Genomic DNA, 25423 nt, shown 5'->3' with positions numbered 1-25423 from the left:
ATGGCGGGTCCGCGGTGCTCTTCATGGTAGGTGCGTGCCGACGTCTCAACGCGGACGGGGCACGCCCCGCAGTGGAGCGCGCCCCGTCCGGCTGGGCCTGTTCTCAGGCGTCCAGGTCGGTCTCCAGGAGGGCCTTGAGGTCCTCGAGGGCCGCCTCGGCGCCGGCGGCGTCGGAGGCCAGGGTGACGACGTCGCCGAAGCCGGCGCCCAGGGTCATCACACCGAGGATGGAGGAGGCGTCAACCGCAGCGCCGCCCTCCTTGGCGATGGTGACCGGGACGCCCTTCTCGGCGACGGCCTTGACGAAGGTGGCAGCGGGACGGGCGTGCAGACCGACCTTGGAAGCGATGGTGGCGGTGACCTGGGCCATGTGAAGCTCCTTGTGACATGTGGGGGCTAGCGGCGCGGGAACCGGATCATGCCCCCGCACCGGTCTGAGCAGCGCAGCGGCTGCCGTCCCGGCCGAGACTACCCGAGATCACGGCTCTGTTGCACTGTTCCACCCCTCAAAAACACGGCTTGTCGTGGCGGTGCTTGTTCAAGAACCTGTGTAGGGCGCCAGGACGACCTCGACCCGCTGGAGCTCCTTGACGTCCGCGTAGCCGGTGGTGGCCAGGGTGCGCCGCAGGGCTCCCATGAGGTTGAGGGTGCCATCGGCGCGGTCGGAAGGGCCGTTGAGGATCTCGGCCATGGTGCCGACCGTGCCCACGTGGCTGCGGAAGCCCCGCGGCAGGCGCTCATGGCGGGCCTCGGCGCCCCAGTGGTAACCGCCGCCGGGAGCCTCCTCGGCCCGGGCCAGGGCGGCCCCGAGCATGACGGCGTCCGCGCCGCAGGCGATGGCCTTGACGACGTCGCCGGAGTTGCCCACTGAGCCGTCGGCGATGACGTGGACGTAGCGGCCCCCGGACTCGTCGAGGTAGTCGCGCCGGGCCCCGGCGACGTCGGCCACGGCGGTGGCCATGGGCATGTGCAGCCCCAGGACCTGGCGCACGGAGGAGGACGCGCCGCCGCCCTGCCCGACGAGGACCCCGGCCGCGCCGGTGCGCATGAGGTGGAGGGCGGCGGTGTAGGTGGTCACCCCGCCGACGATCACGGGCACGTCGAGCTCGTAGATGAAGCGCTTGAGGTTGAGGGGCTCGACGGATCCGGAGACGTGCTCGGCCGATACGAAGGAGCCGCGGATGACCATGAGGTCCACGCCCGCCTCGACCACGGTGCGCCAGTGGCGCTGCGTCTGGGCGGGGCTGAGTCGCCCGGCGACGACGACGCCGGAGGCACGGATCTGGGTGAGCCGCTCGGTGATGAGCTCGGGCCTGACCGGAGCGCGGTAGACCTCCTGCAGGACGCTGGTGGCCCGGGACGGATCGGCCCGGCGGATGCGCTCGAGGGCCTCGGTGGGGTCCTCGTAGCGGGTCCACAGGCCCTCCAGGTCCAGCACGCCGATCCCGCCCAGGCGCCCCACCATGATGGCGGTCTCGGGGCTCATCACGGAGTCCATGGGGGAGGCCATGACCGGCAGATCCACGTGGTAGGCGTCGATCTGCCAGCCCACGCGCACCTCGGAGGTGTCTCGAGTGCGGCGCGCCGGCACTAGGGCGATGTCGTCGAAGGAGTAGGCGCGCAGGGCACGCTTGGAGCGTCCGATCTCGACCTCTGTGCTCATGGCCCGATCCTAGTGGGGCCGGTCCGGTATCCACCGGAGCGACCGGCGGGGCGGAGGCGTGCGCGGGCGCCGGCAGCCGGGCGAGGCGCACTGGCACCGGCGCATTGATGTCGCAGCCCGGTGGCATGCTGTCCCCATGAGCACCCCGCACTCCTCCTCCATGTCCGACGCCGCCACCGCTCCCTCCACCTGGCCCCTGGGCCCCCTGCTCGGCTTCGACACCGAGACCACTGGAGTGGACCCTTCCGGCGACCGTCTGGTCACGGCGGCGCTCGTCTGGCGGGCGGCTCCTCGGGCCGACGGAGTCCGGCCGCAGTCGGTGACCACGTGGCTCGCCGATCCCGGCGTGGAGATCCCCGAGGCCGCCGCCGCGGTCCACGGCGTGACCACCGAGCGGGCCCGCGCCGAGGGTCGGCCGGTGACCGAGGTGCTGGCAGAGGTCAGTGAGCACCTGGTGGCGGCGATGGCGGCCGGCACCCCGGTCGTCGCCTTCAACGCCTCCTACGACCTGACTCTCATGGAGGCCGAGATCGCTCGCCACGGGCTGCCCACAATGCGCTCGCGCCTCGGCCGCGAGCTGGGGCCCATCGCCGACCCGCTGGTCCTGGACCGGGCCGTGGACCGCTACCGCCGGGGCAAGCGCCGCCTGGGCGACCTCTGCGAGGTCTACGGCGTGCGCGTCGATGAGGCCCTGCACACCGCGGAGGTGGACGTGGCCGCCACACTCGATGTGCTCGAGGCCCTGGCCGCGGCCCACCCGCAGCTCTCAGAGCTCAGCCCCGATGAGCTCGTGGCCTTCCAGGCCCGAGCCCACCGCACCTGGGCGGAGTCCTTCAACGAGTGGCTGGCGCGCAAGAACCCCTCGCGGACCCCGGCCCAGACCGCCTGGCCGCTGCCGGACTCCCCCACGCACTGAGCCCCTCCAAGCACCCCTGCCGCACAAACGGCAGGCACGCCCATACGCAGGGAGCCGGCCAGATCACTCCGGCCGGCTCCCTACGCGGCAAGGTTCTGCTGAGCCTGTCTGGTCAACGGGCTGCGATGTCTCAGACCCCGTCGCGCCCGGTGTAGTTGGGGGCCTCGACGGTCATCTTGACGTCGTGGGGGTGGGACTCCTTGAGACCGGCGCTCGTGATCCGCACGAACTGACCGCGCTCCTTGAGCTCGGGGATCGTGCGCGCACCCACGTAGAACATGGACTGGTGCAGCCCGCCCATGAGCTGGTAGACGACGTCGCCCAGCGCACCGGAGTAAGGGACCTGCCCCTCGATGCCCTCGGGGACGATCTTGGAGTCCGAGGAGACGTCGGCCTGGAAGTAGCGGTCCTTGGAGTAGGAGGTGCGCCCGCGCGAGCTCATAGCCCCCAGCGACCCCATGCCGCGGTAGCGCTTCCACTGCTTGCCGTTGACGAAGACGAGGTCGCCGGGCGACTCCGTGCAGCCCGCCAGCAGGGAGCCGAGCATGACCGTCTCCGCACCGGCCACGAGGGCCTTGGCGATGTCACCGGAGTACTGCAGGCCGCCGTCGGCGATGAGGGGCACCCCGGCGGGCTTGCAGGCGCGGGCCGCCTCGTAGATGGCCGTCACCTGGGGCACCCCCACGCCGGCGACGACGCGCGTGGTGCAGATGGAACCCGGCCCCACCCCGACCTTGACAGCGTCGACCCCGGCGTCGATGAGCGCCTGGGCGCCCTCCCGAGTGGCGACGTTGCCGCCGATGACCTCGATACCACCAAAGGCGGAATCAGACTTGAGACGGGAGATCATCTCCAGCGCCAGCTTGGCACCGCCGTTGGCGGTGTCGACGATGAGGACGTCCACGCCGGCCTCGGCCAGGGCCCCGGCACGCTCCCACGTGTCTCCCCAGTAGCCGACGGCAGCACCCACCACGAGGCGCCCCTCGGCGTCCTTGGTGGCGTGGGGGTACTGCTCGGTCTTGACGAAGTCCTTGACGGTAATGAGACCGGTGAGGCGCCCCTCGGCATCGACCAGGGGCAGCTTCTCGATGCGGTGCTCAGCCAGGAGCGCCTTGGCGTCCTCCCGAGAGATGCCGGTCTCGCCGGTGATGAGGCGATCACGCGGTGTCATGCACTCGCGCACGGTCAGGCTCGCCCAGCGCTCCGGGGGGACGAAGCGCAGGTCGCGGTTGGTGATGATCCCCTGAAGGTTGCCTCCCGCGTCGACGACCGGCAGGCCGGAGACCTTGTAGTGGCCGCAGAGCTCGTCGAGCTGGGCGATGGTGGCGTCCGGTCCGACGGTCACCGGGTCGGTGACCATCCCGGACTCCGAGCGCTTGACGCGTCGCACCTGCTGGGCCTGGTCCTCGATGGACAGGTTGCGGTGGAGGATGCCGATACCACCTTGGCGAGCCATGGCAATAGCCATGTCCGACTCGGTGACCGTGTCCATCGCGGCCGAGAGCAGCGGGGTGGCCAGGCTGATCCTCGAGGTCAGTCTGGAGGTCGTATCGACCTCAGAGGGGATGACGTCGGTCAGCCTGGGCAGCAGGAGAACGTCGTCGTAAGTGAGTCCGGTGGGGGCAAAGACGTCAGGGCTGGTGATCGAGTCGCTCACGGGGCCATCGTAGGACGTCCTGACCACCCTGTGCATATCCGCCGGCACCGACCTGTCCGCCCGCTGCCCCACCGGCACCCCACACGGCCGTCCCCACCGAGCCGCTCGGCACCGACGCGCCCCGAGGGCAGGGCGGAGCACTCGACCCGACGCCCGACACGGCAGCCGGCCCGACGGCGAGACCACCGCACCGAGGTGACGGGCGTCCCAGAAATAAAGCAACAATGAATGCGGAACGTTTCAGAAAAAAGATGCTCCTCAGACATACATCATTCACAAAACGTTTCTGCTATTCGAGCGCCATACTCTGGCGCACGTTTTCAGACACCTAGAACGCCAACATCCAGCAAATCTGGAGAAAGTTTCGTTGTGAGATAGAATGATTCTTCTTGATTAACGCACCGCGCGATCTTATCGTTAGATATAGCGCATCACGTTCGATGTGCCCGACCGCCATATCCAAAGGAGGGGAGGGAGGCAATGCACGACTCATCGCGTCTGCCCGGCCCGATCTCCACCCTCTGGGAGTGGCAGTACCGGGGGGCCTGCCTCGGCATGGACTCCTCGGTTTTCTTCCACCCCGAAGGAGAGAGAGGCGGTTCCCGTCGACGGCGGGACGAACGAGCAAAGGCCATTTGTCAGGACTGCCCCGTCCTGGACGAGTGCCGGGACCACGCCCTGAGCACCCGCGAGCCCTACGGCGTCTGGGGAGGCTTGAGTGAGGAGGAGCGGCGCGCATACTACGAGCGGCAGGCACGCCGCTTCACCGACGAGCCGGCCTGACGCTCCGCCCCGCTTCAGGGAATCGACAGCACGGACATTCCCATCTCGAGACAATCATCCAGACACGGCGCCTCCATGGAGCAGGCCCTGTGCGCGCATGGTGAAGGGGGAGGCACCTCGAGGGTGCCTCCCCCTTCACCATGCGTGGCGCCGGGCGGCGCACACGACCTCAACGGCTCACTTGGTGACGACCGCCAGGACGTCGCGCGCCGACAGGATGAGGTAGTCCTCACCGGCGTAGCTGACCTCGGTGCCCCCGTACTTGGAGTAGATGACGACGTCACCCTCGGCGACGTCGACGGGCACGCGGTTGCCGGAGTCATCGATGCGACCCGGGCCCACGGCCACGACCTTGCCCTCCTGGGGCTTCTCCTTGGCGGTGTCGGGGATGACCAGGCCGGATGCGGTGGTCTGCTCGGCCTCAGCGGTCTGGACGACGATACGGTCCTCGAGCGGCTTGATGGAGATCGACATTGGAGACCTCCTCCTTCTCTTCAACGTGCAGTAGAACGGCTTGTTCGCCCTCCCCAGGCGTGCCCGGCCGCCGTCGCGGGGGTCGGTCCGGCACGATGCAGGAGTGCGAGTCGCAGAAGGTGCCCGCCCTGTGTCCCAGGACCGGGAGAGCACTCCGCTGCGCCTGACGGAGAATCTACGTCGGCGTTAGCACTCAGTCAACGCGAGTGCCAAAGCGTGGCGGCGGTTTCGCCGTGGGCGTCAGCCCTCGTCAGCGCCGGTGCTCCCGGGTCCAGGCGACAGCCTCCTTGACGCTCGTCTCCTGGCGTCCCAGGGTCGGGTCTCGTCGGGAGACGACATCGGCGACGGCCTTGATCGCCGCCGCTCGCTCGCGCGCCCAGCTGACCGCCCACCCGATGCGGTCGCTGCGGGCCCGCGCGTCGCCGACGCCCTCGACGTCGACGCCGACCGCACGACAGATGGCGACCGCGCGCGGCTCGTGGAAGTCCTGGGTCACGAGCAGGGCCCGTTCAATCCCGAAGATCCTGCGTGCCCGCACGCAGGTGTCGTAGGTGTCGAAGCCCGCGTGGTCCACGGCGATCGCCTGGTCGGGAATCCCCTGGGAGAGGAGGTGCCTGCGCATGACAGTGGGCTCGTCGTAGCCGGCGCGCCGGTTGTCCCCGGAGACCAGGATCGCCTCGACGCGACCGCTGGTGTAGAGCTCGGCGGCGGTGTCAAGGCGGTGAGCCAGCCAGGGCGAGGGCTGTCCGTCGGCGTCGACGGCCGCCCCCAGGACGATCGCCACCGGTGCCCTGGCAGCCCCGCCGTCGCCGCGGCCTTTACCGACGATCTCGATGTGCCCGGCGCTGATCGTCCACGCCCAGATACTGGCCCCGGCCGCCAGGAGGGCCATGACCCCCATGACTACCACAGAGATCCGCACCAGCGACCGCAGTAGCGCCCGGAGGCGCCCCGCAGCGTCAGGCCGCCGGGCTGTGCTCACGCCGTCGCCCTCGCACCCCACGACGGCACCGGCACCCTGACTGGCACCGCCCCGGGGCTCCCCCTCAGTCATCAGTCCCCACCCGTCTTCCCATCCAGCGCCTTTTCGGCACCGCCGGTGCGCGGCGCCTCGGCACACAACCCTACTCACCGCCTGCCAGGCAGGGTCCTCAGGGCCTCCTCAGCCCCTCTCCCGACCTCCCTGCGTGGGCCCCTTCCCGCTCCACCCAGTGAACATCACGCCCACTGGCAGGTTCTGCATGGAATGATCGGGGGTGATGGCTGAGAACCACGTCGCGCTCCTGCTGACCCCCGAGGGCTGGGAGCTTCTGTCCTCCCTGCCCCCCTACGACCCCTCCGAGGCCCTGTCCCTGGGACGCTCCCTGCGCGAGAAGGGCAACTCCCCCGCCCTGGTGGCGGCCGCGCTGACGCAGCAGCGCCTGCGCGAGCGGGCCGCGGCGAAGTTCGGGCCCTTCGCCCAGCAGATGCTCTTCACCGCCGACGGCCTGGAGCAGGCCACCCGCCTGACGGTCTCGGCCCACCATGCGGCCCGTTACGCGGCCGCGGGCGTGACGAAGGTCGCGGACCTGGGTTGCGGGATCGGGGGCGACGCCGTCGCCCTGGCCGGGCTCGACCTGCCGGTACTCGCCGTGGACCGAGATGAGGCCGCAGCCGCCCTGGCCACCATCAACCTCATGCCCTTCCCCCACGCGAGCGTCGAGTGCGCCGACGCCCTGGAGATCGACCTGGTCGAGCGAGGGGTGGACGCCGTCTTCGCCGACCCCGCACGCCGCGCCGAGGGACGTCGCATCACCGATCCGGAGCAGTGGTCCCCGGCCCTGTCGCAAGTGCTCGCACTGCGCGAGACCGTGCCCGCCCTGGGCGTCAAGGTCGCCCCCGGCATCGACCACGCCGCGCTGCCATCGGACGCCCACACCCAGTGGGTGAGCGCGGACGGCGACGTCGTCGAAGCGGCCATCTGGTGCGGACCGCTGGCGCCGGAGGGCCCCGGGCGCTCCGCGCTGATCCTGCGCTCAGGAGCGCAGAACGCAACCGCCTGCACACTGGTTGATCCCAGCACCTCCGACCCCTCGCAGCCGCCGGTCCAGGTCGATCCGATCGGCTCGCCCGACGACCTGGGCAGCATCATCCACGTTCCCGACGGCGCCGCCGTGCGCGCCGGACTCATCGCCCACCTGTGCGAGACCCTGGATGCCAGGCCGGTGGGACCCCGGATCGGCTACCTCACGGGCGAGCGCCTGCCCGATGAGGCGACTGCCCCCTTCGTACGCTCCTTCCGACTCACCGAGGTCCTGCCGCTACGGCTCAAGACCCTGCGCTCCCGTGGGCGCGAGCTGGGCATCGGGCGCCTGGAGATCCTCAAGCGCGGAGTCGACGTCTCCCCCGACGCCCTGCGCGCCTCACTGAGGCTCAGCGGCCAGGAGTCGGAGACCTGGATCCTGACCCGGGTGGGAGACAAGGCGAAGGGCGCCGTCCTCGTCGTCGAACCGATCACCAGCGCCTCATCAGCTCACTCACCGACGTCATAGACCCCCATTATTCCCGCGACGACAGACCCCCGGTCAGCACCCGCGAGGGAACCGGGGAACCCGAGGAGGCCAGGACATGCAGAACACGACTGACACGACGAGCCCGAACGCCGCGTCCGCCGACGCTCAACTGCCGCCGGCCCGCCGCCCCCAGTCCCTTGACTTCGCCGGATCGGCCCGCTCCACGCTGGGGGTGGAGTGGGAGCTGGCCCTCATCGACCGCGACAGCCTCGACCTGCGCCAGTGCGCCGAGGAGATCCTCCAGAAGGTGGGCCCGGACCCGCACGTGCACGGCGAGATGATGCTCAACACCATCGAGCTGGTCTCCGGGGCGCGCAGGACCGTGGCCGAGTGCATGGAGGACATCGCCTTCGCCTTCGACCGAGTCCTTCCCGTCACCGACCCGCTGCGCGTGGACCTGGCCTCGGCCGGGACCCACCCCTTCGCAGACCCGCTGGTGCAGAAGGTGACCAACGCCGAGCGCTACGCACGCCTGGTGGACCGCACCCGGCTGTGGGGCCACCAGATGCTCATCTTCGGCACCCACGTGCACGTCGGCGTCGAGGACCGGAGCAAGGTCCTGCCGATCCTCAAGGCCCTGCTCACGCGTACCGCCCACCTGCAGTGCCTGAGCGCCTCCTCGCCCTTCTGGGCGGGGGCGGACACGGGCTACGCGGACAACCGCGCCATGATGTTCCAGCAGCTGCCCACCGCCGGCGCCCCCGAGCAGTTCAGCACCTGGGAGCAGCTGGAGAGCTACACCGGGGACCTGGTCCACACCGGCGTCATCGAGGACTTCACCGAGATCCGTTGGGACGTGCGCCCCTCGCCGCGCCTGGGAACCATCGAGGTGCGGGCCTGCGACGCCGCCACGAACCTGACCGAGCTGGCCGGCATGGCGGCGCTGACCCAGTGCCTCGTGGAGTCCTTCTCCCGCACCCTGGACCGGGGTGAGGAGCTCGATGCGCTGCCGGACTGGTACGTCGCCGAGAACAAGTGGCGCTCAGCCCGCTACGGCATGGACGCGATCCTCATCGTCAACTCCGCCGGTGAGGAGGAGCTGGTGGGAGACACGGTTGAGCGGATGCTCACCGAGCTCGCTCCCGTCGCCGAGGATCTCGGTTGCGCCGCCGAACTGGACTCCGTGCGCACCACGTTGGAGACGGGGGCCTCCTACCAGCGTCAGATCGCCGCCGTCAGGGCCTACGGCGGACAGCGGGAGGCGGCCGTCAGGCTGCTGCTGGCCGAGGCCCGCGCGGGCAGGCCCCTGCGTCCCACCGAGGTGCTCTCGCTGGCGGCCAAGTCCTGAGCCGAGCGCCGGCGACCCACCTGTGGTCGGTGGCGTCGGGGCTCCGGCTCAGGAGCACCCCGTCCGCCGCTTCGTCTCCTCACGCAGAAGGCTGGTCATGCTGGTGACGGGGATCCCCAGCAGGGCGGGAAGCGGGATCGTTGTGTCACCGTGGGAGAAACCCCTCTCCAGCCTGCGGTGCTGCGATATGAGGTCCACCGGGTACCCCGCCCACGGGCACGAGCTCACAATCCCGACGGCCACGAACCCGACCAGCGCTCCGAGCTTTGCTCGAAGGACCGCTGAGGAGCCGGCGAAGACCCGGGCGGAGGGATCGGCTTGCGCTGCAGCGGAGGAGACGGACCCGAATTCTCCTTATCCTCCCGCAGGACGAACAATGGAAAATGCAAGAGAGAACAACATGCACTGACGTCCCGACAGAACACGGAACCAAACGTCCGGGGTACATCGGAGCATTTCCCTCCCCACCCCTAGCACATGACTTTCCACGTCATCGCACCATCGCCACCACAATTCTCCGAAACATTGTGCATCAATGAAGCGCACCCCGCATCCGCGCCCATGAGCTCATTTCCCTCTCGGTCCTCCTCTAACAGCCTCATGGATCCTCTGCGGCGCTGAATCATCTGCTCACTGAGAAGTCGGCCTGGCATCCGGGCCCGTGCCCCACTTCTATTGCGAGCCGGCGCGGACCCGAGTCTCAACCGGCGTTCGGTGATTCCTGGGGGATCATCCCTGCCTCGATACGAGCGCCCATCCGCGGGCGCGGGTGCGCTGCTCCCAGAAGCTGCGGTAGGGCCCCTCGACGGCCACGAGCTCATCGTGGTGTCCCCGCTGGGCGATGCGCCCGGCGTCGTCGAGGACGATGACCTGGTCGGCGGCGGCGATCGTCTCAAGCTTGTGGGCGATGACGATGAGGGTCGAGGTGCGGCGCAGCTCCTGCATCGCGGCGACGATATTGGCCTCGTTCTCGGCGTCCAGTGCGCTGGTGGCCTCATCGAGCAGGACGATCGGGGCTCGTTTAAGCAGGGCGCGGGCGATGGAGACGCGCTGGCGCTCCCCACCGGACAGGGCCCGCCCACCCTCTCCCACGCGCGTGTCCCAGCCATGGGGCAGACGGTCGACGATCTCCGTGACGCCGGCGAGGTCCGCGGCCCAGCGCACCTGGGCGTCGTCGGCCGCGAGGTTGCCGATGCGGATATTGGCGGCCAGGGTGTCGTCGAAGAGGTAGACGTCCTGGAAGACCATGGAGAGCTGCTCCATGAGCTGGGAGGTCGGCATGTCGCGCACGTCGGTGCCGCCGACACGCACGGTTCCCGAGCCCACATCCCAGAAGCGGGCGACGAGGCGGGCAACAGTCGTCTTTCCGCTGCCGGAGGGACCCACGATCGCGCACATGCTGCGCGCGGGCACGCTCATCGACACCCCGTTCAGGACGGGAGCGTCGGGGCGGTAGCCGAAGACGACGTCGTCGAGCTCGACGGCCCCCGGCTCGGGCAGCGAGCTGGGCTCCTGCGGCTCGGCCATGAGCTCGGCGTCCATGACGGCGTCGAGGTGGTTCATCATCTGGCGCCGCTCCTCCACGCCCATGACGGCTGCTCCGATGTCGTCGAGCATGGTGGTGAAACGCAGGCACATGCCGATGACGGCGATGGCCACCAGCGGCTCCATGGCGCCGGAGGCGGCCAGCGAGGAGGTCAGGACGATCATGGCGACGACGACGATCTGGCTCAGCGCACCATTGACGAGGTTGCCGGCGGACTCCCACCACAGGGCGCGCCTGGAGGCTCGGGCCCCATCGTCGAAGGCGGCGGTCAGGCGGGTGTAGCCGGAGGCGGCCTTGCAGGATCGCAAGGCGCCCTGGCAGCGGGCGATCTCGACGATGCGGGTGGCGAGCTCGCGCTCGGCGGGCTCGGAGATGGACTTGCCGCGATCCAGCAGACGGCGCGAGAGGCGCACCAGTCCGGCGAACAGGGGTGCGGCCAGCGTCAGCAGGAGCCCCAGGCGCCAGTCCCAGGCCCAGGAGCCGACCCCGACGACCACGCATGCAGCAGCAGTGGAGGTGAGCAGGTACATGAAGTGGGCGGCGGACTCCCCCAGGGCCACCATCTCCTGGCTCACCGCCCGGGACAGGGTACCGGCGGAGTCGGCGGTGAACCAGCGCAGGGGCAGGCGCGCGATCCGGTCGCCCACTGCGTGGTGGACGTCGTGCATGAAGCCCAGCGCCCCCGACATGCCCAGGCGCCGCCCCTGGAAGTCACAGACGGCCGCACCGAGACCGAGAACGACCAGCACGACGAGCCAGCCACCGAAGGACAGCCCCCACCGGGGAGCTCCGGTTGCCAGAGCCACTGAGGCGGGCAGCAGCACCAGCAGCGCCAGTCCCACCAGGACCCCGTTGACTCCCGCCAGGGCAATGCACCCTCGGGTCTGTCTCCAGGAGGAGTCGGTCATGAGTCGGCGGAAGCGGGACAGCAGGGAGTCCGCCGGCCGGGAGGACCCACCGGGAGCCGAGGGCTCCGGACACGCGGCCCCCGTCCGCCCGCCCCGGTCATCGATGTGGGAGGCCACTGCTGCCGGGGCACCGCCGTCAGCCGCACCGTCAGCCGCACTGTCGGCCACACCGTCGTCCGGACTGTCGGCCGCGCCATCGGCGAGTGCGGGGCCAACCGTCCTGGTCACAGTCTCGTCACCGTCCACCTCCGTGGCACCTTCGAACTCGCCGGCCTGGCGCAGCAGGGCCCGGTAGTGGGGCTCATCGGCCAGGTCATCGTGGGCGCCGGCGGCGACGATGCGTCCGCCGTCCATGACGGCGATGCGGTCGGCGCCGCGCACGGCGGCCGGCCGGTGGGCGATGACCAGGACGGTGCGGTCCTTGACCAGGGCGCTCAGTGCCTGCTGGATCTCGGCCTCGGACTCGGGGTCGGCCATGGCGGTGGCCTCGTCGAGCACGATGACGGGGGTGTTCAGCAGGATGGCGCGGGCGATGGCGATGCGCTGCTCCTGCCCACCCGACAGTGCCGTGTCCTGCCCCAGGACGGTGTCGTAGCCCTGTGGCAGCGCCATGATCTCCTCGTGGATGCGGGCCACGCGGGCGGCGGCGCGCACCTGCGCCAGATCGGCCTCCGGGCGCCCGAGGGCGATGTTCTCGCGCACGGTGGTGGCAAGCAGCTGGGCGTCCTGGAGCACGAAGGAGACGGTGGAGTACAGAGTGGACTCGTCCATGTCCCGCAGATCCACCCCGCCGATGCGGACGGCTCCGGCGTCGGGGTCGGCGAAGCGGGCGATGAGGGTGGCCAGTGTCGACTTGCCCGAGCCGGAGGGGCCCAGCAACGCGGTCACGGTTCCCGGTTCCAGGGTCAGGCAGGCGTCGTCGACGGCGAGGACCTCCCCGTAGGAGAAGGAGACGTGGTCGATCTCGACTCGCTCCGCGCGGGGCTGTGCGGGCCGGTCGGCGGCGGGCAGGACGGGGGTGTCGAGGACCTCGCACAGGCGCAGGGCTGCCGCGCCGGCGAGCTGGTAGGACCAGGAGATCGAGGCGATGGTGATGAGGGCGGCGGGCAGGACTAGGGCGACGAGGGTGGTGGCCAGGACCTGGGGCAGGGTGACGGCCCCGGCGTGGATGAGCAGCGCCCCACCGCCGAGGTTGACCAGGAGCAGCACGGGGATGGAGACCCAGGTGAAGGACAGGCAGGTGACGGTCACCAAGGGCATCGCCCAGGCGCGGTAGAAGGCGGAGAACTCGTCCGCAGCGGTGAGGTAGGCCGAGTGGGCGCGTCCCACGCGTCCGAAGGCCTTGACCACACCGATCCCGGAGACGAACTCGGCCATGGCCGAGGAGATGGCGGCCAGCTTGCGGTCCATCTCCACGGTCTTCTCGTTCATGCCACGCATGGACACCGAGTAGGTGAGCACGTAGAGGACGAGTGCGGAGACGGCCAGCAGGGCCAGGCGCCAGTCGATCCAGAAGGCGCACCCCAGCAGGGCCAGCGGGGTGACGATGGCGTTGAGGCGCTCAACGGGGCCGTGGGCGATGACGGTGTGGACGAGGGTCGTGTCGTCCTGGACGGCCTTGCGCAGGCGCCCGGAGGTGGAGGCGGTGAACCAGGACAGCGGGGCGTGGGAGATGCGCGCAACGATGTCGCGGCGCAGGCGGTCGCGCAGGGACAGGTCAGCCAGGTGGGTGATGAGCAGCGCCAGGAAGTACAGCAGCAGGCGGGTGGAGTAGGCGCTCACGAGCACCATGACCACGCCTGACACCTGCTGAGGATCCGGGCTCAGGCCCGCCCGGTGGGCGCGCAGCAGGATATCGCCGAGCTGGACCAGTGCGATGTAGGGAGCCACCGACAGGACCGCGGAGAGCAGGACGAGGACCTGACCGATCCGCAGGCGGGTGCGCACGGGGGCGCCGAGGCGGGCGATGGCTGCCTGCCCCTCGCGCGAGCGCTGGGCGTTGCCCTGAGGGGTCGGCTCAGCTGCGTCGTCAGGCGCTGCTGCACTGGCTGAGGGCGGCGACGACGGCGCGGGCGATGGATACGGCGAGGCTCCCGGAGCTGACGACTGTGTCCGCGTGCTCATCAGGTATCCCAACCTTCCGTCGACCCTAATTCTGAATGGCTTTCAGAACTTAGTGAGGTCCACCTTACTCTCGCCGCTGAACCTCGGGCAACAGCTCGCACGGACCATTACGGTGCTGCCATGACACGATCTGCGCGACTGGGCCGACCGACCGGACCGAGACCAGGATTCTCGCGCGACGACGTCGTCGATGCCGCCCTCGAGATCGGCATCGCGGAGTTCACGCTCACGGCGGTGGCCAAGCACCTGGGAGTGGCGGTCTCCGGGCTGTACCGCACGATCTCCTCGCGCGAGGATCTGCTGGCCGCCTGCCTGGAGAGGATCGCCGCCGAGGTGGAGACTCCGGGCGCCGGGAGGCGCTGGCCCGATGCGGTGCGGGCCCATGCCGAGGCCATCTGGGCGATGCTGGAGCGCTACCCCGGCCTGGCCGGAGTCATCATGGGGGTGCCGTGGGCCCACCAGCTCTTCGCCGCCCCCGTGGCTCAGGCGTGCCAGGTCCTGGTCGACGGCGGCCTGGGGGTCGAGGAGGCCGGGGTGGTCCTGGACTTCGTCGGCGACACCGTCATCTCCACGCACGCGCAGATCGAGGTCATGCGCTCCCCCGCGGCCCCCTCGGGGCTGGGCGGGCCCACAGGACTGGAGGAGACCAGCCGGTTCGCGGCTGCCGCCGGGAACCCTCCCCTGCCCGAGGCGCTGACGCCCAACGAGAGCTGGCTGGAGCGCGGCGGCCTGGACCGCAAGATCGAGATCATCATCCGGGGAGTGGCCGTGGGCCTGCCCCCGAGCGCAACGGATACGGGAGGGAAGTCGGCGTCAGGGGGCGACTTCAGTGGGCGACGCTGACGTCCAGCGGCATCCCCGAGTCCGGGGCGAAGTCCATGGGGCTGGGGGCGACACCGGCCCGCACGGCCGCTGACCCCAGGGCTGCGATCTGGGCGCCGTTGTCGGTGCAGAAGCGCAGTGGTGGCAGGCGCAGGGTGATGCCGGCCTCCTCGCAGCGCTCGGCCGCCAGGGAGCGCAGGCGGGAGTTGGCCGAGTACCCTCCCCCGACGACGAGCGTGTCGCAGCCGGTGTCCAGGCAGGCCTGGACCGCCTTGGCCGTCAGGGAGTCGTTGACGGCCTCGGAGAAGGCGGCGCAGACGTCAGCACTGGGCACCTTCTGGTCGGAGTCCTCCAGGGACTCCACGTAGCGGGCCACGGCGGTCTTGAGGCCGGAGAAGGAGAAGTCGTAGCGGTGGCGCTCCTTGTCCTTGCCCGCGGCCAGCCCTCGAGGGAAGCGGATGGCGCCGCGGTCGCCCTCCTGGGAGAGCCGGTCCACGTGCGGGCCGCCGGGGTAGGGCAGGCCCAGGAGGCGGCCGACCTTGTCGAAGGCCTCACCGGCGGCGTCGTCGAGAGTGCCGCCGAGCTCGACGATGTCGGTGGCGACGTTGCGGATACTCAGGAGGTTCGAGTGGCCGCCGGAGACGATGAGTCCGACGAAACGCTCCGGCAGGGGGCCGTCGACCAGCTCATCGACCGCCAGGTGGCCGATGACGTGGTTGACGCCGTAGATCGGCCGGCTCAGGCTCGCGGCCAGGGCCTTGGCGGCCGAGATGCCGACGGTCAGGGAGCCGATGAGTCCGGGGCCGGCGCACACGGCGACGGCGTCGACCTCACTGAGGTCGACACCGGCCTTCTCCAGCGCGGCGTCGAGGGTCGGAAGGAAGGACTCCAGGTGGGCGCGTGAGGCGATCTCGGGGATGATGCCGCCGAAGCGCGCGTACTGGTCCATGGAGGTGGCGGTGACGTCGGCGAGGAGCTCGCGGCCGCGCACGAGGGCCACGCCGGTCTCGTCGCAGGTGGACTCGATGCCGAGAATGAGGGGGTCGCTCACGGGGCCAGACTATCGCCTGGAGAGACGGACGCCGAACAGGCGCCTATCGAGGCCTCGGGTATCCGCTGAGCACCGCGTCGCAGCGCAGGTTCACGCCTCCTTCGATAGGCTGACAGTGTTGCTCACGTCGATTCCGTCCCAGGAGGCGTCATGTCCGTTCAGCTGTGGTCGTCATCGGGAAGGGCCACCGAGGGGCAGACGCCCCTGAGCAGTGCCGAGGCGCTTCTGTGCGATATGGACGGCACGCTGGTGGACTCCTCGGCGGTCGTGGAGTCGATGTGGGCCTCCTTCGCCCGGGACCACGGCATGAGTGAGCGCTTCGACGAGATCATGGCTTACTCCCCCGGCCGCACCGGGCTCGACACGATCCGGCGGTTCCTGCCGGAGCTGACGAATGAAGAGCGGGACGCCGTCTACCAGTGCCTCGCCCGTGAGGAGATCACGCAGACCGCAGGGCGGATGGCGGAGATTCCCGGCGCCGCATCCTTCGTGGCGGATTTGATCGATGCCGGCGTTCCGCTGGCCCTGGTGACCTCCGCGCCGATCGAACTCATGCGAGTGCGCATGGAGGATGCCGGCGTCCCCATTCCCCCAGTGGTCGTCTCCGCCGGCGACGTCGAGCGCGGTAAACCCGATCCCGACCCCTACCTCAAAGCCGCCGAGCTCCTGGGCGTGCCGATCTCCTCCTGCCTGGTGCTGGAGGATGCTCCCTCCGGCTACACCTCCGCCCGGCGCGCCGGAGCACAGATCCTCCTCGTGGGCGACGGCGTCCCCGAGGCCGGCTCACACGTCCCACGCATCGCGGACTTCACCGGGATCACCTTCACCATCCATTAACGCCGAGCCGGGCACTTCGCGGGCGGGGACATTTCACGCGGCCGGGCGCTTGTCGTTCCGGGCGGGGCCATTCGACGCCGTCGGGGACAGCAATCCTGTCACCGTACGCGCAACATGCCCCCGTCCGGCAGAGAATGCCCCCGCACGCGCAGAAAGTCCCCACCGGCGTGCGCTGGTCAAAGGTATGCACGTAGAACACCACCGAGCCGGGCACTTTTCGCGATCCCCGACAGAATGTTTGGAGGACGACGCGAGAAGTGCCCGGCTCGGTATGGAGTGAGGCGGGTGGATCAGTGGGCGTGCTGGCCCTTCCACAGGGCGTGGCCGAGATCCCGGTTGAGGCGCGAGATGACCTCGAGCGGAACCGACTTGGGGCACACGGCCGCGCACTCGCCGATGTTCGTGCAGCCGCCGAAGCCCTCGGCGTCGTGCTGGTTGAGCATGCTCACCACGCGAGCCAGGCGCTCGGGCTGACCCTGCGGCAGCAGACCCAGGTGCGAGATCTTCGCACCGGTGAACAGCATGGCCGAGGCGTTTGGGCACGCCGCCACGCAGGCACCGCAGCCGATGCAGGCGGCGGCCTCGAAGGCGGCGTCGGCCTTCTCCTTCTGCACGGGCACCGAGTGGGCCTCCGGGGCCCCACCGGTGTTGACCGAGATGTAGCCACCGGCCTGGACGATGCGGTCCAGGGCGGAGCGGTCCACGATGAGGTCGCGCAGCACCGGGAAGCCGGTGGAGCGCCACGGTTCGATCGTGATGGTGGAGCCGTCCTTGAAGGAGGGGTCCTCCGCCAGGTGGCGCATGTGCAGCTGGCAGGTGGTCGAGCGGATGGGCCCGTGGGCCTGCCCGTTGATGACCACACCGCACTGACCGCAGATGCCCTCGCGGCAGTCGGAGTCGAAGGCCACCGGCTCCTTGCCCTCGGCGAAGAGCTGCTCGTTGAGCAGGTCGAGGACCTCGAGGAAGCTCATGTGCTCCTCGATCCCGCTCATGGCGTACTCCTCGAAGTGGCCCTTCGAGTCCTTGTTCTTCTGGCGCCAGATCTTGAGCTTGATGTTCACTTGTAACTCCGCTGCTTGAGCTCGATGTCCTTGTAGACGAGGTCCTCCTTGTGGAGGATCGGCGGCCGGTTCTCCCCGCCCCACTCCCAGGCGGCGACGTAGAGGAACTCGTCATCGTGCCGCAGGGCCTCACCCTCGGGAGTCTGGGACTCCGCCCGGAAGTGGCCACCGCAGGACTCCCGCCGGTGCAGGGCGTCGATGCACATGAGCTCGGCCAGCTCGAAGAAGTCCAGCAGTCGGCCGGCCTTCTCCAGGGCCTGGTTGAGCTCGTCGGCCTGACCCGTGATGCGGGCGTCGCGCCAGAACTCCTCCTTGAGGGCCCGGATCTGCTTGATGGCGTCGCGCAGCCCGGCATCGCGCCGTTCCATGCCGCAGTACTCCCACATGATGCGGCCCAGGGCCATGTGGAAGTCGTCCACACTGCGGGTGCCGCGAAGAGCCATGAGGCGGGCGACGCGCTCCTCGACGGAGCGCTTGGCCTCGGCGATCTCCGGGGCGTTGGGGTCGACCTTGCCCAGGCGCAGCATGTCCGCCAGGTAGTCGTTCATGGTGTCGGGCAGGACGAAGTAGCCGTCGGCCAGCCCCTGCATGAGGGCGGAGGCACCCAGGCGGTTGGCGCCGTGGTCGGAGAAGTTGGCCTCTCCGGCGATGTAGAGGCCCGGAACGTTGGACTCCAGGTCGTAGTCCACCCACAGGCCACCCATCGTGTAGTGCACGGCGGGGTAGATGCGCATGGGGACCTCGTAGGGGTCATCCCCGGTGATGCGCTGGTACATCTCGAACAGGTTGCCGTAACGGGCCGAGACGGCGTCCTTGCCCAGGCGGCTGATGGCCTCGGAGAAGTCCAGGTAGACGCCGCGACGCATCATCCGCTCGTTGCCGTTGGCGTCGCGCTCCTTGATGGCCGGTCCCACGCCGCGACCCTCGTCGCACATGTTCTTGGCCTGGCGGGAGGCGATGTCGCGCGGCACGAGGTTGCCGAAGGCCGGGTAGATGCGCTCGAGGTAGTAGTCGCGCGCCTCCTCGGGGATGTCGCGCGGGTCCTTGTCGCAGTCCTCGGCCTTCTTGGGCACCCAGATGCGTCCGTCGTTGCGCAGGGACTCACTCATGAGGGTGAGCTTGGACTGGAAGTCCCCGGACTGCGGGATGCAGGTGGGGTGGATCTGCGTGTAGCAGGGGTTGGCGAAGTAGGCGCCCTTGCGGTGCGCGCGCCACACGGCGGTGGCGTTGCAGCCCATCGCGTTGGTCGACAGGAAGAACACGTTGCCGTAGCCGCCACTGGCCAGCACGACGGCGTCGGCCAGGTGGGTCTCGATCTTCCCGGAGACCATGTCGCGGGTGACGATGCCACGGGCGCGACCGTCGACGATGATGAGCTCGACCATCTCGTGGCGACGGAACTCCTTGACCGTGCCGGCGTGCACCTGACGCTCGAGGGCCTGATAGGCACCGATGAGGAGCTGCTGGCCGGTCTGGCCGCGGGCGTAGAAGGTACGGGAGACCTGCACGCCACCGAAGGAACGGTTGTCCAGCAGACCTCCGTATTCGCGGGCGAAGGGGACACCCTGGGCCACGCACTGGTCGATGATGTTGGCGCTGACCTCCGCCAGGCGGTAGACGTTGTCCTCGCGGGCGCGGTAGTCACCGCCCTTGACCGTGTCGTAGAAGAGCCGGTAGACGGAGTCCCCGTCGTTGCGGTAGTTCTTCGCGGCGTTGATACCGCCCTGGGCGGCGATGGAGTGCGCGCGGCGGGCCGAGTCCTGGTAGAAGAAGACCTTGACGTTGTAGCCCTGCTCGCCCAGCGAGGCGGCCGCGGCGCCGCCGGCCAGGCCGGAGCCGACGACGATGATGTCCAGCTTGCGGCGGTTGGCGGGGTTGACCAGCTTGGCCTCGAACTTGCGCTGCTCCCAGCGCCGGTCGATCGGGACGGAGTGGGGGGCCTTGGTGTCGGCGATCTTCTCGCCCTCGTAGTACAGGCCGTCGATGAGTTCAGTCATAGTCGTTCACTCTCAGTGGGTCGCCGTAGCACACTCGGCGAAGTGCTCGGCGGAGGAGCCGATCGCGTCACAGAACTGCGGGTAGTAGTCGCCAGTGGCCATGGGGGCATCGACATAGCCGAAGAGGATCGCCGTCGGAACAGCCATGAAGGCGGCGAACAGCGCGAAGGCCAGCACGAAGGCGATCAGCCGGATGAAGGGGACGGTGTTCCCCCGCACCGCGCCCAGCGTCTGCAGGGCGGACCACACGCCGTGCCAGACGTGCAGGCACAGGGCGGCCAGAGCGACCGCGTAGATGAGCCACACCCACCACAGCTGGAAGCCGTAGTACATGTTGAGGTAGGCCCGTCCGTGCACGTAGTGTCCCCCCGGCGTCAGTGACAGGGTGGTGTACTGCAGGATGTGCCAGATGATGAACAGCAGGAGGATGACGCCGCCCCAGCGCATGGTGCGCATGGCGTAGCGGGAGGCGAAGTACTCGGCGCCGGGCTTCTTGACGGCGTACTTGTCGTTGCCGCGGGCCCGCTTGTTGCGCGCCCACAGGTGGAAGGCGCTGCCGGCGTGCGCCAGGAGGCAGGCGATGAGAGCCAGGCGGAGGATCCACAGGACACCGCCGTAGGGCATGATCGGCACCAGCAGTGCTCGCAGGAACACGGCGTAGTGATCGTAGGCGACCTCACCCTCGAAGTAGTGCAGGTTGCCGTAGGCGTGGAAGAGGACGAAGAACAGGAACACCAGTCCCGAGATCGCCATCATGCGCTTCATGAAGACGGTCGTGGAGAAGGCGGTCCGCCTCTTCAGGGAAGGAGCAGATGTTTTGGCCACGGCAGAAGGCTAGCCGGGCACCAGGTCCCGTAGGTGCCATCTGCGGCCCCACCAGCGACGTTGGTGTGACGATCCGCGGAATCCTGGGGATCTCACCGGGTCTCGATTCGTCATTCAACGCCGCGGAATATGCTGACGCCACTGTCTGGGGCCACCTTTTCGTCACGGGGGCGTCAGACAAATCTGTGAAGTGGCCGACACTCGCCGCTTGTCCTCCCGCGGCCCATGTTTATCTCCGGTCGCTGCAGCATCCATCTGCTTCTTCAGGCCCAGCGCAATCCGTCCAGTCGGACTCTGGAGCTTGCTCCCGGTGAGTCGCCCCACGGACTCAGACCCCGCTGGGATCACCGGCCTCGGCCCCCACCGGCCCCGGGCGCGGGCGCAGAGTCAGCCGCATGACCACGGCGTCCTCCGGCGGCGCCTGGTAGTAGCGGCGGCGCCGGCCAATGGGAACGAATCCGTGCCTGGTGTAGAGCCGCTGGGCGGCCTCGTTGGACTGGCGCACCTCCAGCAGGACATCGGGGCAGCTCATCTCTCGGGCGGTGGAGACGAGCTCGGTGAGCATGAGGGAGGCGATCCCTCGTCCGCGCGCGGCCGGGATGGTGGCGATGGTCAGCAGGTCCGCACTGGTCAGCCCACCGGCGTGGTAGAGCCCGGCGTAGCCCAGGAGCCGTGGCCCGTGCGACCCGGTTCCAACAGCGCGATCCGCGGCGTCATAGGCGTCACCGTCGCCATCGCTCTCTTCGGACTCGACGACGACGTAGCGGCGGTCCGCCATCGGCCCGTGGGAGGCCTCCAGCTCGGCGGCCAGCAGGTCACGGCTCCAGGCCTCGGCTCCGAAGAGCTCGCCCTCGAGTCGGGCGACGGCCTCCAGGTCCCCCGCCGCCATCTCCCGCAGACCTGGGGCCCGGCCCGCTCCGGTCGCCTCGGGCACCTCAGTGTCCTTCTTCGCCCCGGGGTCAGCGCACGCGCTTGCGAGCGGCAGGCATCTGCACGTCGGCGTGGCGCAGGTAGAGCGGCTGTGTGCTCAGCTCCTCGCCGCGCTCGAGGCGGGCCAGGGCGATGCGCACCTGGGTCAGGGCGTCGCCGGAGACTGGGGCTAGGGCCTTCTGGCAGGAGGCCATCTCCGCCAGCTCGGGGTAGAGGGAGGCACCGGAGCCGGCCACGACGTCGATGCCTCCACTCCCCTTGTCCTGCCCCGGTGCCTGCTCGGCGAGGCGCTGGGCGACCTGGGCCGGGGGGCAGACGATGATCTCGGTCAGGCGGGTGACGTCGTCGGGACCGTTGGCGCGGAAGAGTGCCGTATAGACCTCGCGCCTGCGGGCGTCGGTGGCGACCAGGACGACCGGCCCCGTCTGCCCCTCCTGGGCTCCGAGCTCATCCAGGGCGCGGCGGGCGACGGCGTCGAGGCTGGAGACCCCGTGGACGGGGACGCCCCGGGTGCGCCCGACGACCCCGGCCGTCACCAGACCCGCGCGCAGTCCGGTGAAGGGGGCCGGCCCGGTGGCGGCGACCACGGCGTCCAGCGGGCGCTCGGCCGCCTCGGGAGCCGACAGAGCCCGGGAGAGCATCTGTCCGAGGGACTCGGCGTGACGGCGGGTATCGGTCTGTTCGTCCTGGCTCAGCACCTGCAGGGCGCGTGCGCCGGCGGCGGAGGGGACGGCATCGACGACCGCGACCTGAGTCCCCAGGGAGGAGTCAATGGAGAGGATTCGCACCGGACCAGCCTATGCCCTCGGGTCTCGCGGCAGGTTGACGCGGCTCTCGGGGATCGTGTCCCCCAGGGTCTCACCGGCGGTCGCATCGGCGTCGTCCTCGGCCCCGTCCCCCAGGAGGGACAGGTCGATGGCGGCGCGGGGGATACCCCGGCGTACTGCGGCGCCCTGGGTGTCGGACTCGTCCCGGCTGAGCCGGTCGGCGCGCTCGGCCATGTCTGCGCGGTTGCGGGCCTGGCGCAGCGGGGCAGTCACCTTGCGCTCGTGACGGACCGTGATGATGACGGTGACGATCCCGACGACGACGACCGCCAGGACCGGCCCCCAGATCGCCCAGCCCCCCGTGGTGGAGCGCTCCTCGCTCTGCCCTGCGGAGGTCTTGGGCTTGGATCCGGCGCGTTCACGCAGGATCTCTCCGTAGTCGCGCAGCTCGATGGGGCCGGCCAGGCGCCGCGTGGCGGCCTCCCCCATCGCCGTCACCGTGGTGCCGCTCAGCGAGTACCAGGCGTTGGCGTTGCGGTCGTGGACGAGGTGGGCCTCGCCCATCTGGTCGACGTCGGTGGCCAGGTCGTCGTCGAAGACGGGGGTGCAGGTGGCGTGCCCCTTGTCGTGGACCACCTCGAGAAGACCGACAGGCTTGCCGCCCGAGGAGACGGTCGCAGCCCAGTCTCCGGTGTCGACGGGTTGGGCGGAGGGCTGGGAGCCGTCGAGGAAGCCGGAGGCCCAGGTGTAGACGCTGCGCGGATCACCCACCGTGATCTCGCCCTGCTCACCGGTGCTCTGACGCACCTGCGCCACGCACTCGCTCTCCATGAGCGCCTTGGCCTCGTCGCGCGAGTCGGCGTCGGCTGCGACTCCTGTCACGCCGCCGGCCGATGTGATCGGCACGGGGCGGGGGCCGGTGTCGGCAACGGCGCGGGCCGGCCCCGGGGCCAGGAGGCAGACACCCAGGAGCGTCACCGCCGCAGCCGGCAGGAGCAGGCGCCGAGGACGCCGGGGACACCGGGAGCACTGAGCGGACTGGATGGGGATGGCGTTGCGGACCGGCGCCACGGTGGCGGGAGTGTTCACAGCGGCGCTCCCGGCTGGCAGGAGGCGTCTGTGCCCAGTGGGCTCAGGTCGACGTCGGCCCAGCGCGGACCGACGGCGCGCACGATGATCGTCCGGTTGCCGTCGTCGACCTCGCCAAGGTCCACGACCGGCTCCCCGGCCACCGAGCCGGCGGGAGACTCCGCCCCGGCGGGGGCCTCCTCGGGCTGCGGGAGCTCGGCGCGCACGGCACCGTGGGGGCGCATCACCTGGATCTCCAGGCGGTCGGGGCTCAGGGCCTCGACCTTCTCCTCGCCCCACTCGACCAGGGTGACGGCGCGATCCAGGGAGGAGTCCAGGTCGAGGGCGTCGATCTCCTCCAGGGAGGTGATTCGGTAGGCGTCGACGTGGATGAGGTCGGGGCCGTCGGACAGGGCGGGGTGCACGCGGGCGATGATGAAGGTGGGTGAGGAGACCCGGCCGCGCACCTCAAGGGCCGCACCGATGCCCTGGGCAAGCGTGGTCTTGCCGGCCCCCAGCCCGCCGGAGAGCATCACGAGGTCGCCGGCGCGCAGCAGGCGGGCCAGGCGGGCCCCCAGTGCCCGGGTCTCGTCGGCGTCGCCGGTGGCGACGGTGATCCCGGGGGCGGTCTGCGGTGTGTGCGGCGCTGGGCTCATATTCCCTCCTCTTCCGTGCATGGATCCGATAGTGGAGCCGGTCTGCCCGGTGGGGACCGGCGATATCCGACGTCTGCCGTCTAGGGTCGAGAGTAGTCGCCGGTGCCGGGTTCCCCGATGTAGCAGCGCGGGACACGAGCTCCCAACCGGGTCACGATCTCGTAGTTGATGGTGCCGCAGGCCTGCGCCCAGTCGTCCGCGGTGGGGACGGCCTCCTGGTCTGATACCGCGGGGGCTCCCCAGAGCACGGCGGTGTCCCCGACCCGGGCCGGTGCCGGCAGGGGCGCGCCGGTCTCGTCCACGGCCGGGCCGAGGTCGATGACCACCTGGTCCATGCACACCCGCCCCACGATGGAGGTCATGAGGCTGCCGACTCCCACGGGACCGGCGGAGCTGGCGGCGCGCGGGATGCCGTCGGAGTAGCCCAGGGGCACGAGCCCCACCCAGCGATCAGTGGGGGCGCTCCAGGTCCCACCGTAGGAGACGGCCTGCCCGGCCTCGATGCGCTTGACCTGCACCAGCGGGGACTCCAGGCGCATGGCGGGCCGCAGCCCGAGCTCGGCGCCGGTGGCCACGGAGGGGTCGGGACTCAGCCCGTACAGGCCGATGCCTGCGCGCACCAGGTCCATGCGGGCCTGCGGGTGCCACAGGAGTCCTCCGGTGGCGGCGAGGTGGTGAGTGGGTGGGTTGAGGCCGGCGGCGAGGACGACCTGCTCGGCCTGCCGGAAGCGCTCCAGGTGCTCCTCGGTGGAGCCGCTGGCCGGCTCGTCGGCGCGCGACAGGTGCGACCACAGGCCGACGACGTCGACCGTTCCCTCATCCGCGGCCCGCCTCAGCGCGGCGGCCAGGGCGGGCAGCTCCTCGGCGGTGGCGCCGCCGCGCGACATGCCGGTGTCGACCTTGAGATGGAGACGCGCCGCCCTCCCCTGCGCCCGGGCCGCCGCCGACAGGGCCTCGAGCTGGGGCAGGGTGGAGACCGACAGGTCCAGGTCGGCCGCCAGGGCGGCACGCAGGGGCGAGTTTTCGGCGGCCGCTTGGTCAGGCTCCATGACGGGCAGGAGCCAGGTGAGGAGCCGGGGGGCCTGCGAGGTGGGCTCCCCCGCCGGGCGGCTCACACCGGCCTCGTCCAGAAGGGCACGCAGGGTCAGGGCCTCGGCGAGCTGGGCCACCCCCAGCCAGGAGGCTCCCGCCGACAGGGCCGTCAGAGCGACCGGCCCCAGCCCGTGACCGTAGGCGTCGGCCTTGACCACGGCCATCCACGGCACGCCCGCCACCTGCGCCAGGCGCCGCCCGTTGTGAGCCACGGCCGCCAGGTCGACGACGGCCCGCGAGGTAGTGGCCGCCGGCGGTGGCGCGCACTGGGCGACTGCCGGGCGCGGAGCGGCGGACGGGGGCATTGCGGCTGAGTCCAAGGAGGTGGTCACGGCGCGATTGTCGCACTGGGGCCGGTAGCGCCGCTGTTTCCTGGCGCACGCCTCCGGTCAGGAGTCCTGACGGA

Annotated in this window: 21 protein-coding genes; 6 read left to right on the top strand and 15 right to left on the bottom strand. The window is 70.2% G+C overall.

Annotation, left to right across the window (positions count from 1 at the left end; all coding sequences use genetic code 11):
* Positions 1-103 precede the first annotated feature (103 nt).
* Together HMPREF9058_RS01945 and HMPREF9058_RS01940 are read right to left on the bottom strand one after the other, a co-directional pair.
* On the bottom strand, positions 104-370 hold the full coding sequence (locus tag HMPREF9058_RS01945) for an HPr family phosphocarrier protein (protein ID WP_009406081.1): 267 nt from the start codon (positions 368-370) through the stop codon (positions 104-106).
* 168 nt (positions 371-538) lie between these two features.
* Positions 539-1663 (bottom strand): GuaB3 family IMP dehydrogenase-related protein, encoded by a 1125-nt coding sequence (locus HMPREF9058_RS01940; protein WP_003789405.1) that lies wholly within the window; start codon positions 1661-1663, stop codon positions 539-541.
* A 136-nt stretch (positions 1664-1799) separates the two neighbouring features.
* On the opposite strand from HMPREF9058_RS01940, the gene HMPREF9058_RS01935 reads away from it, so the two are divergent.
* Positions 1800-2579, top strand: a complete 780-nt coding sequence (locus HMPREF9058_RS01935) for an exonuclease domain-containing protein (protein ID WP_043537574.1) — start codon at positions 1800-1802, stop codon at positions 2577-2579.
* A 130-nt stretch (positions 2580-2709) separates the two neighbouring features.
* Here the strand turns inward: HMPREF9058_RS01935 and guaB are convergent, their stop codons facing one another.
* Positions 2710-4272, bottom strand: a complete 1563-nt coding sequence (guaB, locus tag HMPREF9058_RS01930; RefSeq protein ID WP_175284661.1) for an IMP dehydrogenase — start codon at positions 4270-4272, stop codon at positions 2710-2712.
* Positions 4273-4716: 444 nt separating this feature from the next.
* Here guaB and HMPREF9058_RS01925 point away from each other — a divergent pair, with 444 nt between their 5' ends.
* Positions 4717-5019: a WhiB family transcriptional regulator gene (locus HMPREF9058_RS01925; RefSeq protein ID WP_009405735.1), complete on the top strand. Its 303-nt coding sequence runs from the start codon at positions 4717-4719 to the stop codon at positions 5017-5019.
* 177 nt (positions 5020-5196) lie between these two features.
* On the opposite strand, the gene groES is transcribed toward HMPREF9058_RS01925, so the two are convergent.
* Complete coding sequence (groES, locus tag HMPREF9058_RS01920) at positions 5197-5493, bottom strand: co-chaperone GroES (RefSeq protein WP_003789398.1); 297 nt, start codon at positions 5491-5493, stop codon at positions 5197-5199.
* Between the two features lie 250 nt (positions 5494-5743).
* Positions 5744-6547 (bottom strand): vancomycin high temperature exclusion protein, encoded by an 804-nt coding sequence (locus HMPREF9058_RS01915; protein ID WP_175284660.1) that lies wholly within the window; start codon positions 6545-6547, stop codon positions 5744-5746.
* 205 nt (positions 6548-6752) lie between these two features.
* Here HMPREF9058_RS01915 and HMPREF9058_RS01910 point away from each other — a divergent pair, with 205 nt between their 5' ends.
* Together HMPREF9058_RS01910 and HMPREF9058_RS01905 are read left to right on the top strand one after the other, a co-directional pair.
* A complete protein-coding gene (locus tag HMPREF9058_RS01910) occupies positions 6753-8024 on the top strand; it encodes a class I SAM-dependent methyltransferase (RefSeq protein WP_043537733.1) in 1272 nt (423 codons plus the stop codon).
* 76 nt (positions 8025-8100) lie between these two features.
* The gene (locus HMPREF9058_RS01905; RefSeq protein ID WP_003789393.1) at positions 8101-9333 is read left to right on the top strand and encodes a glutamate--cysteine ligase; all 1233 of its coding nucleotides are present in this window, start codon (positions 8101-8103) and stop codon (positions 9331-9333) included.
* 729 nt (positions 9334-10062) lie between these two features.
* On the opposite strand, the gene HMPREF9058_RS12915 is transcribed toward HMPREF9058_RS01905, so the two are convergent.
* The gene (locus HMPREF9058_RS12915) at positions 10063-13911 is read right to left on the bottom strand and encodes an ABC transporter ATP-binding protein (protein ID WP_009406258.1); all 3849 of its coding nucleotides are present in this window, start codon (positions 13909-13911) and stop codon (positions 10063-10065) included.
* A gap of 120 nt (positions 13912-14031) precedes the next feature.
* Between HMPREF9058_RS12915 and HMPREF9058_RS01885 the strand changes: the two genes are divergently transcribed.
* Complete coding sequence (locus HMPREF9058_RS01885) at positions 14032-14754, top strand: TetR/AcrR family transcriptional regulator (protein ID WP_009405676.1); 723 nt, start codon at positions 14032-14034, stop codon at positions 14752-14754.
* On the opposite strand, the gene tsaD is transcribed toward HMPREF9058_RS01885, so the two are convergent.
* A complete protein-coding gene (gene tsaD, locus HMPREF9058_RS01880; RefSeq protein ID WP_009406353.1) occupies positions 14738-15784 on the bottom strand; it encodes a tRNA (adenosine(37)-N6)-threonylcarbamoyltransferase complex transferase subunit TsaD in 1047 nt (348 codons plus the stop codon). The two genes, HMPREF9058_RS01885 and tsaD, sit on opposite strands and share 17 nt — an antisense overlap.
* A 150-nt stretch (positions 15785-15934) precedes the next feature.
* On the opposite strand from tsaD, the gene HMPREF9058_RS01875 reads away from it, so the two are divergent.
* On the top strand, positions 15935-16621 hold the full coding sequence (locus tag HMPREF9058_RS01875) for an HAD-IA family hydrolase (RefSeq protein ID WP_009406492.1): 687 nt from the start codon (positions 15935-15937) through the stop codon (positions 16619-16621).
* 290 nt (positions 16622-16911) lie between these two features.
* On the opposite strand, the gene HMPREF9058_RS01870 is transcribed toward HMPREF9058_RS01875, so the two are convergent.
* From HMPREF9058_RS01870 to alr, 8 genes are all read right to left on the bottom strand, one after another.
* Positions 16912-17682, bottom strand: a complete 771-nt coding sequence (locus tag HMPREF9058_RS01870; RefSeq protein ID WP_003785183.1) for a succinate dehydrogenase/fumarate reductase iron-sulfur subunit — start codon at positions 17680-17682, stop codon at positions 16912-16914.
* A complete protein-coding gene (locus HMPREF9058_RS01865; RefSeq protein WP_009405554.1) occupies positions 17679-19679 on the bottom strand; it encodes a fumarate reductase/succinate dehydrogenase flavoprotein subunit in 2001 nt (666 codons plus the stop codon). The genes HMPREF9058_RS01870 and HMPREF9058_RS01865 overlap by 4 nt, the downstream gene beginning before the upstream one ends.
* A 12-nt stretch (positions 19680-19691) precedes the next feature.
* Positions 19692-20444 (bottom strand): succinate dehydrogenase cytochrome b subunit, encoded by a 753-nt coding sequence (locus HMPREF9058_RS01860; RefSeq protein WP_175284683.1) that lies wholly within the window; start codon positions 20442-20444, stop codon positions 19692-19694.
* Positions 20445-20832: 388 nt separating this feature from the next.
* Positions 20833-21438, bottom strand: coding sequence for a GNAT family N-acetyltransferase (locus HMPREF9058_RS01855; protein ID WP_009747566.1), 606 nt, complete (start codon positions 21436-21438; stop codon positions 20833-20835).
* 25 nt (positions 21439-21463) lie between these two features.
* Positions 21464-22222 (bottom strand): tRNA (adenosine(37)-N6)-threonylcarbamoyltransferase complex dimerization subunit type 1 TsaB, encoded by a 759-nt coding sequence (gene tsaB, locus HMPREF9058_RS01850; protein WP_009406223.1) that lies wholly within the window; start codon positions 22220-22222, stop codon positions 21464-21466.
* A 9-nt stretch (positions 22223-22231) separates the two neighbouring features.
* Complete coding sequence (locus HMPREF9058_RS01845; protein WP_009747455.1) at positions 22232-23290, bottom strand: hypothetical protein; 1059 nt, start codon at positions 23288-23290, stop codon at positions 22232-22234.
* Entirely contained in the window at positions 23287-23925 is a 639-nt protein-coding gene (gene tsaE / locus HMPREF9058_RS01840) for a tRNA (adenosine(37)-N6)-threonylcarbamoyltransferase complex ATPase subunit type 1 TsaE (protein ID WP_009405776.1), read from the bottom strand. Before tsaE ends, HMPREF9058_RS01845 begins: the two co-directional genes overlap by 4 nt.
* A gap of 80 nt (positions 23926-24005) precedes the next feature.
* A complete protein-coding gene (gene alr / locus HMPREF9058_RS01835; protein WP_009747331.1) occupies positions 24006-25322 on the bottom strand; it encodes an alanine racemase in 1317 nt (438 codons plus the stop codon).
* Between the last annotated feature and the right edge of the window lie 101 nt (positions 25323-25423).

This window comes from Actinomyces sp. oral taxon 175 str. F0384, assembly GCF_000223355.1.
GTDB classification, from domain to species: domain Bacteria; phylum Actinomycetota; class Actinomycetes; order Actinomycetales; family Actinomycetaceae; genus Actinomyces; species Actinomyces oris.
This window is presented reverse-complemented; position numbering and strand designations above follow the sequence as displayed.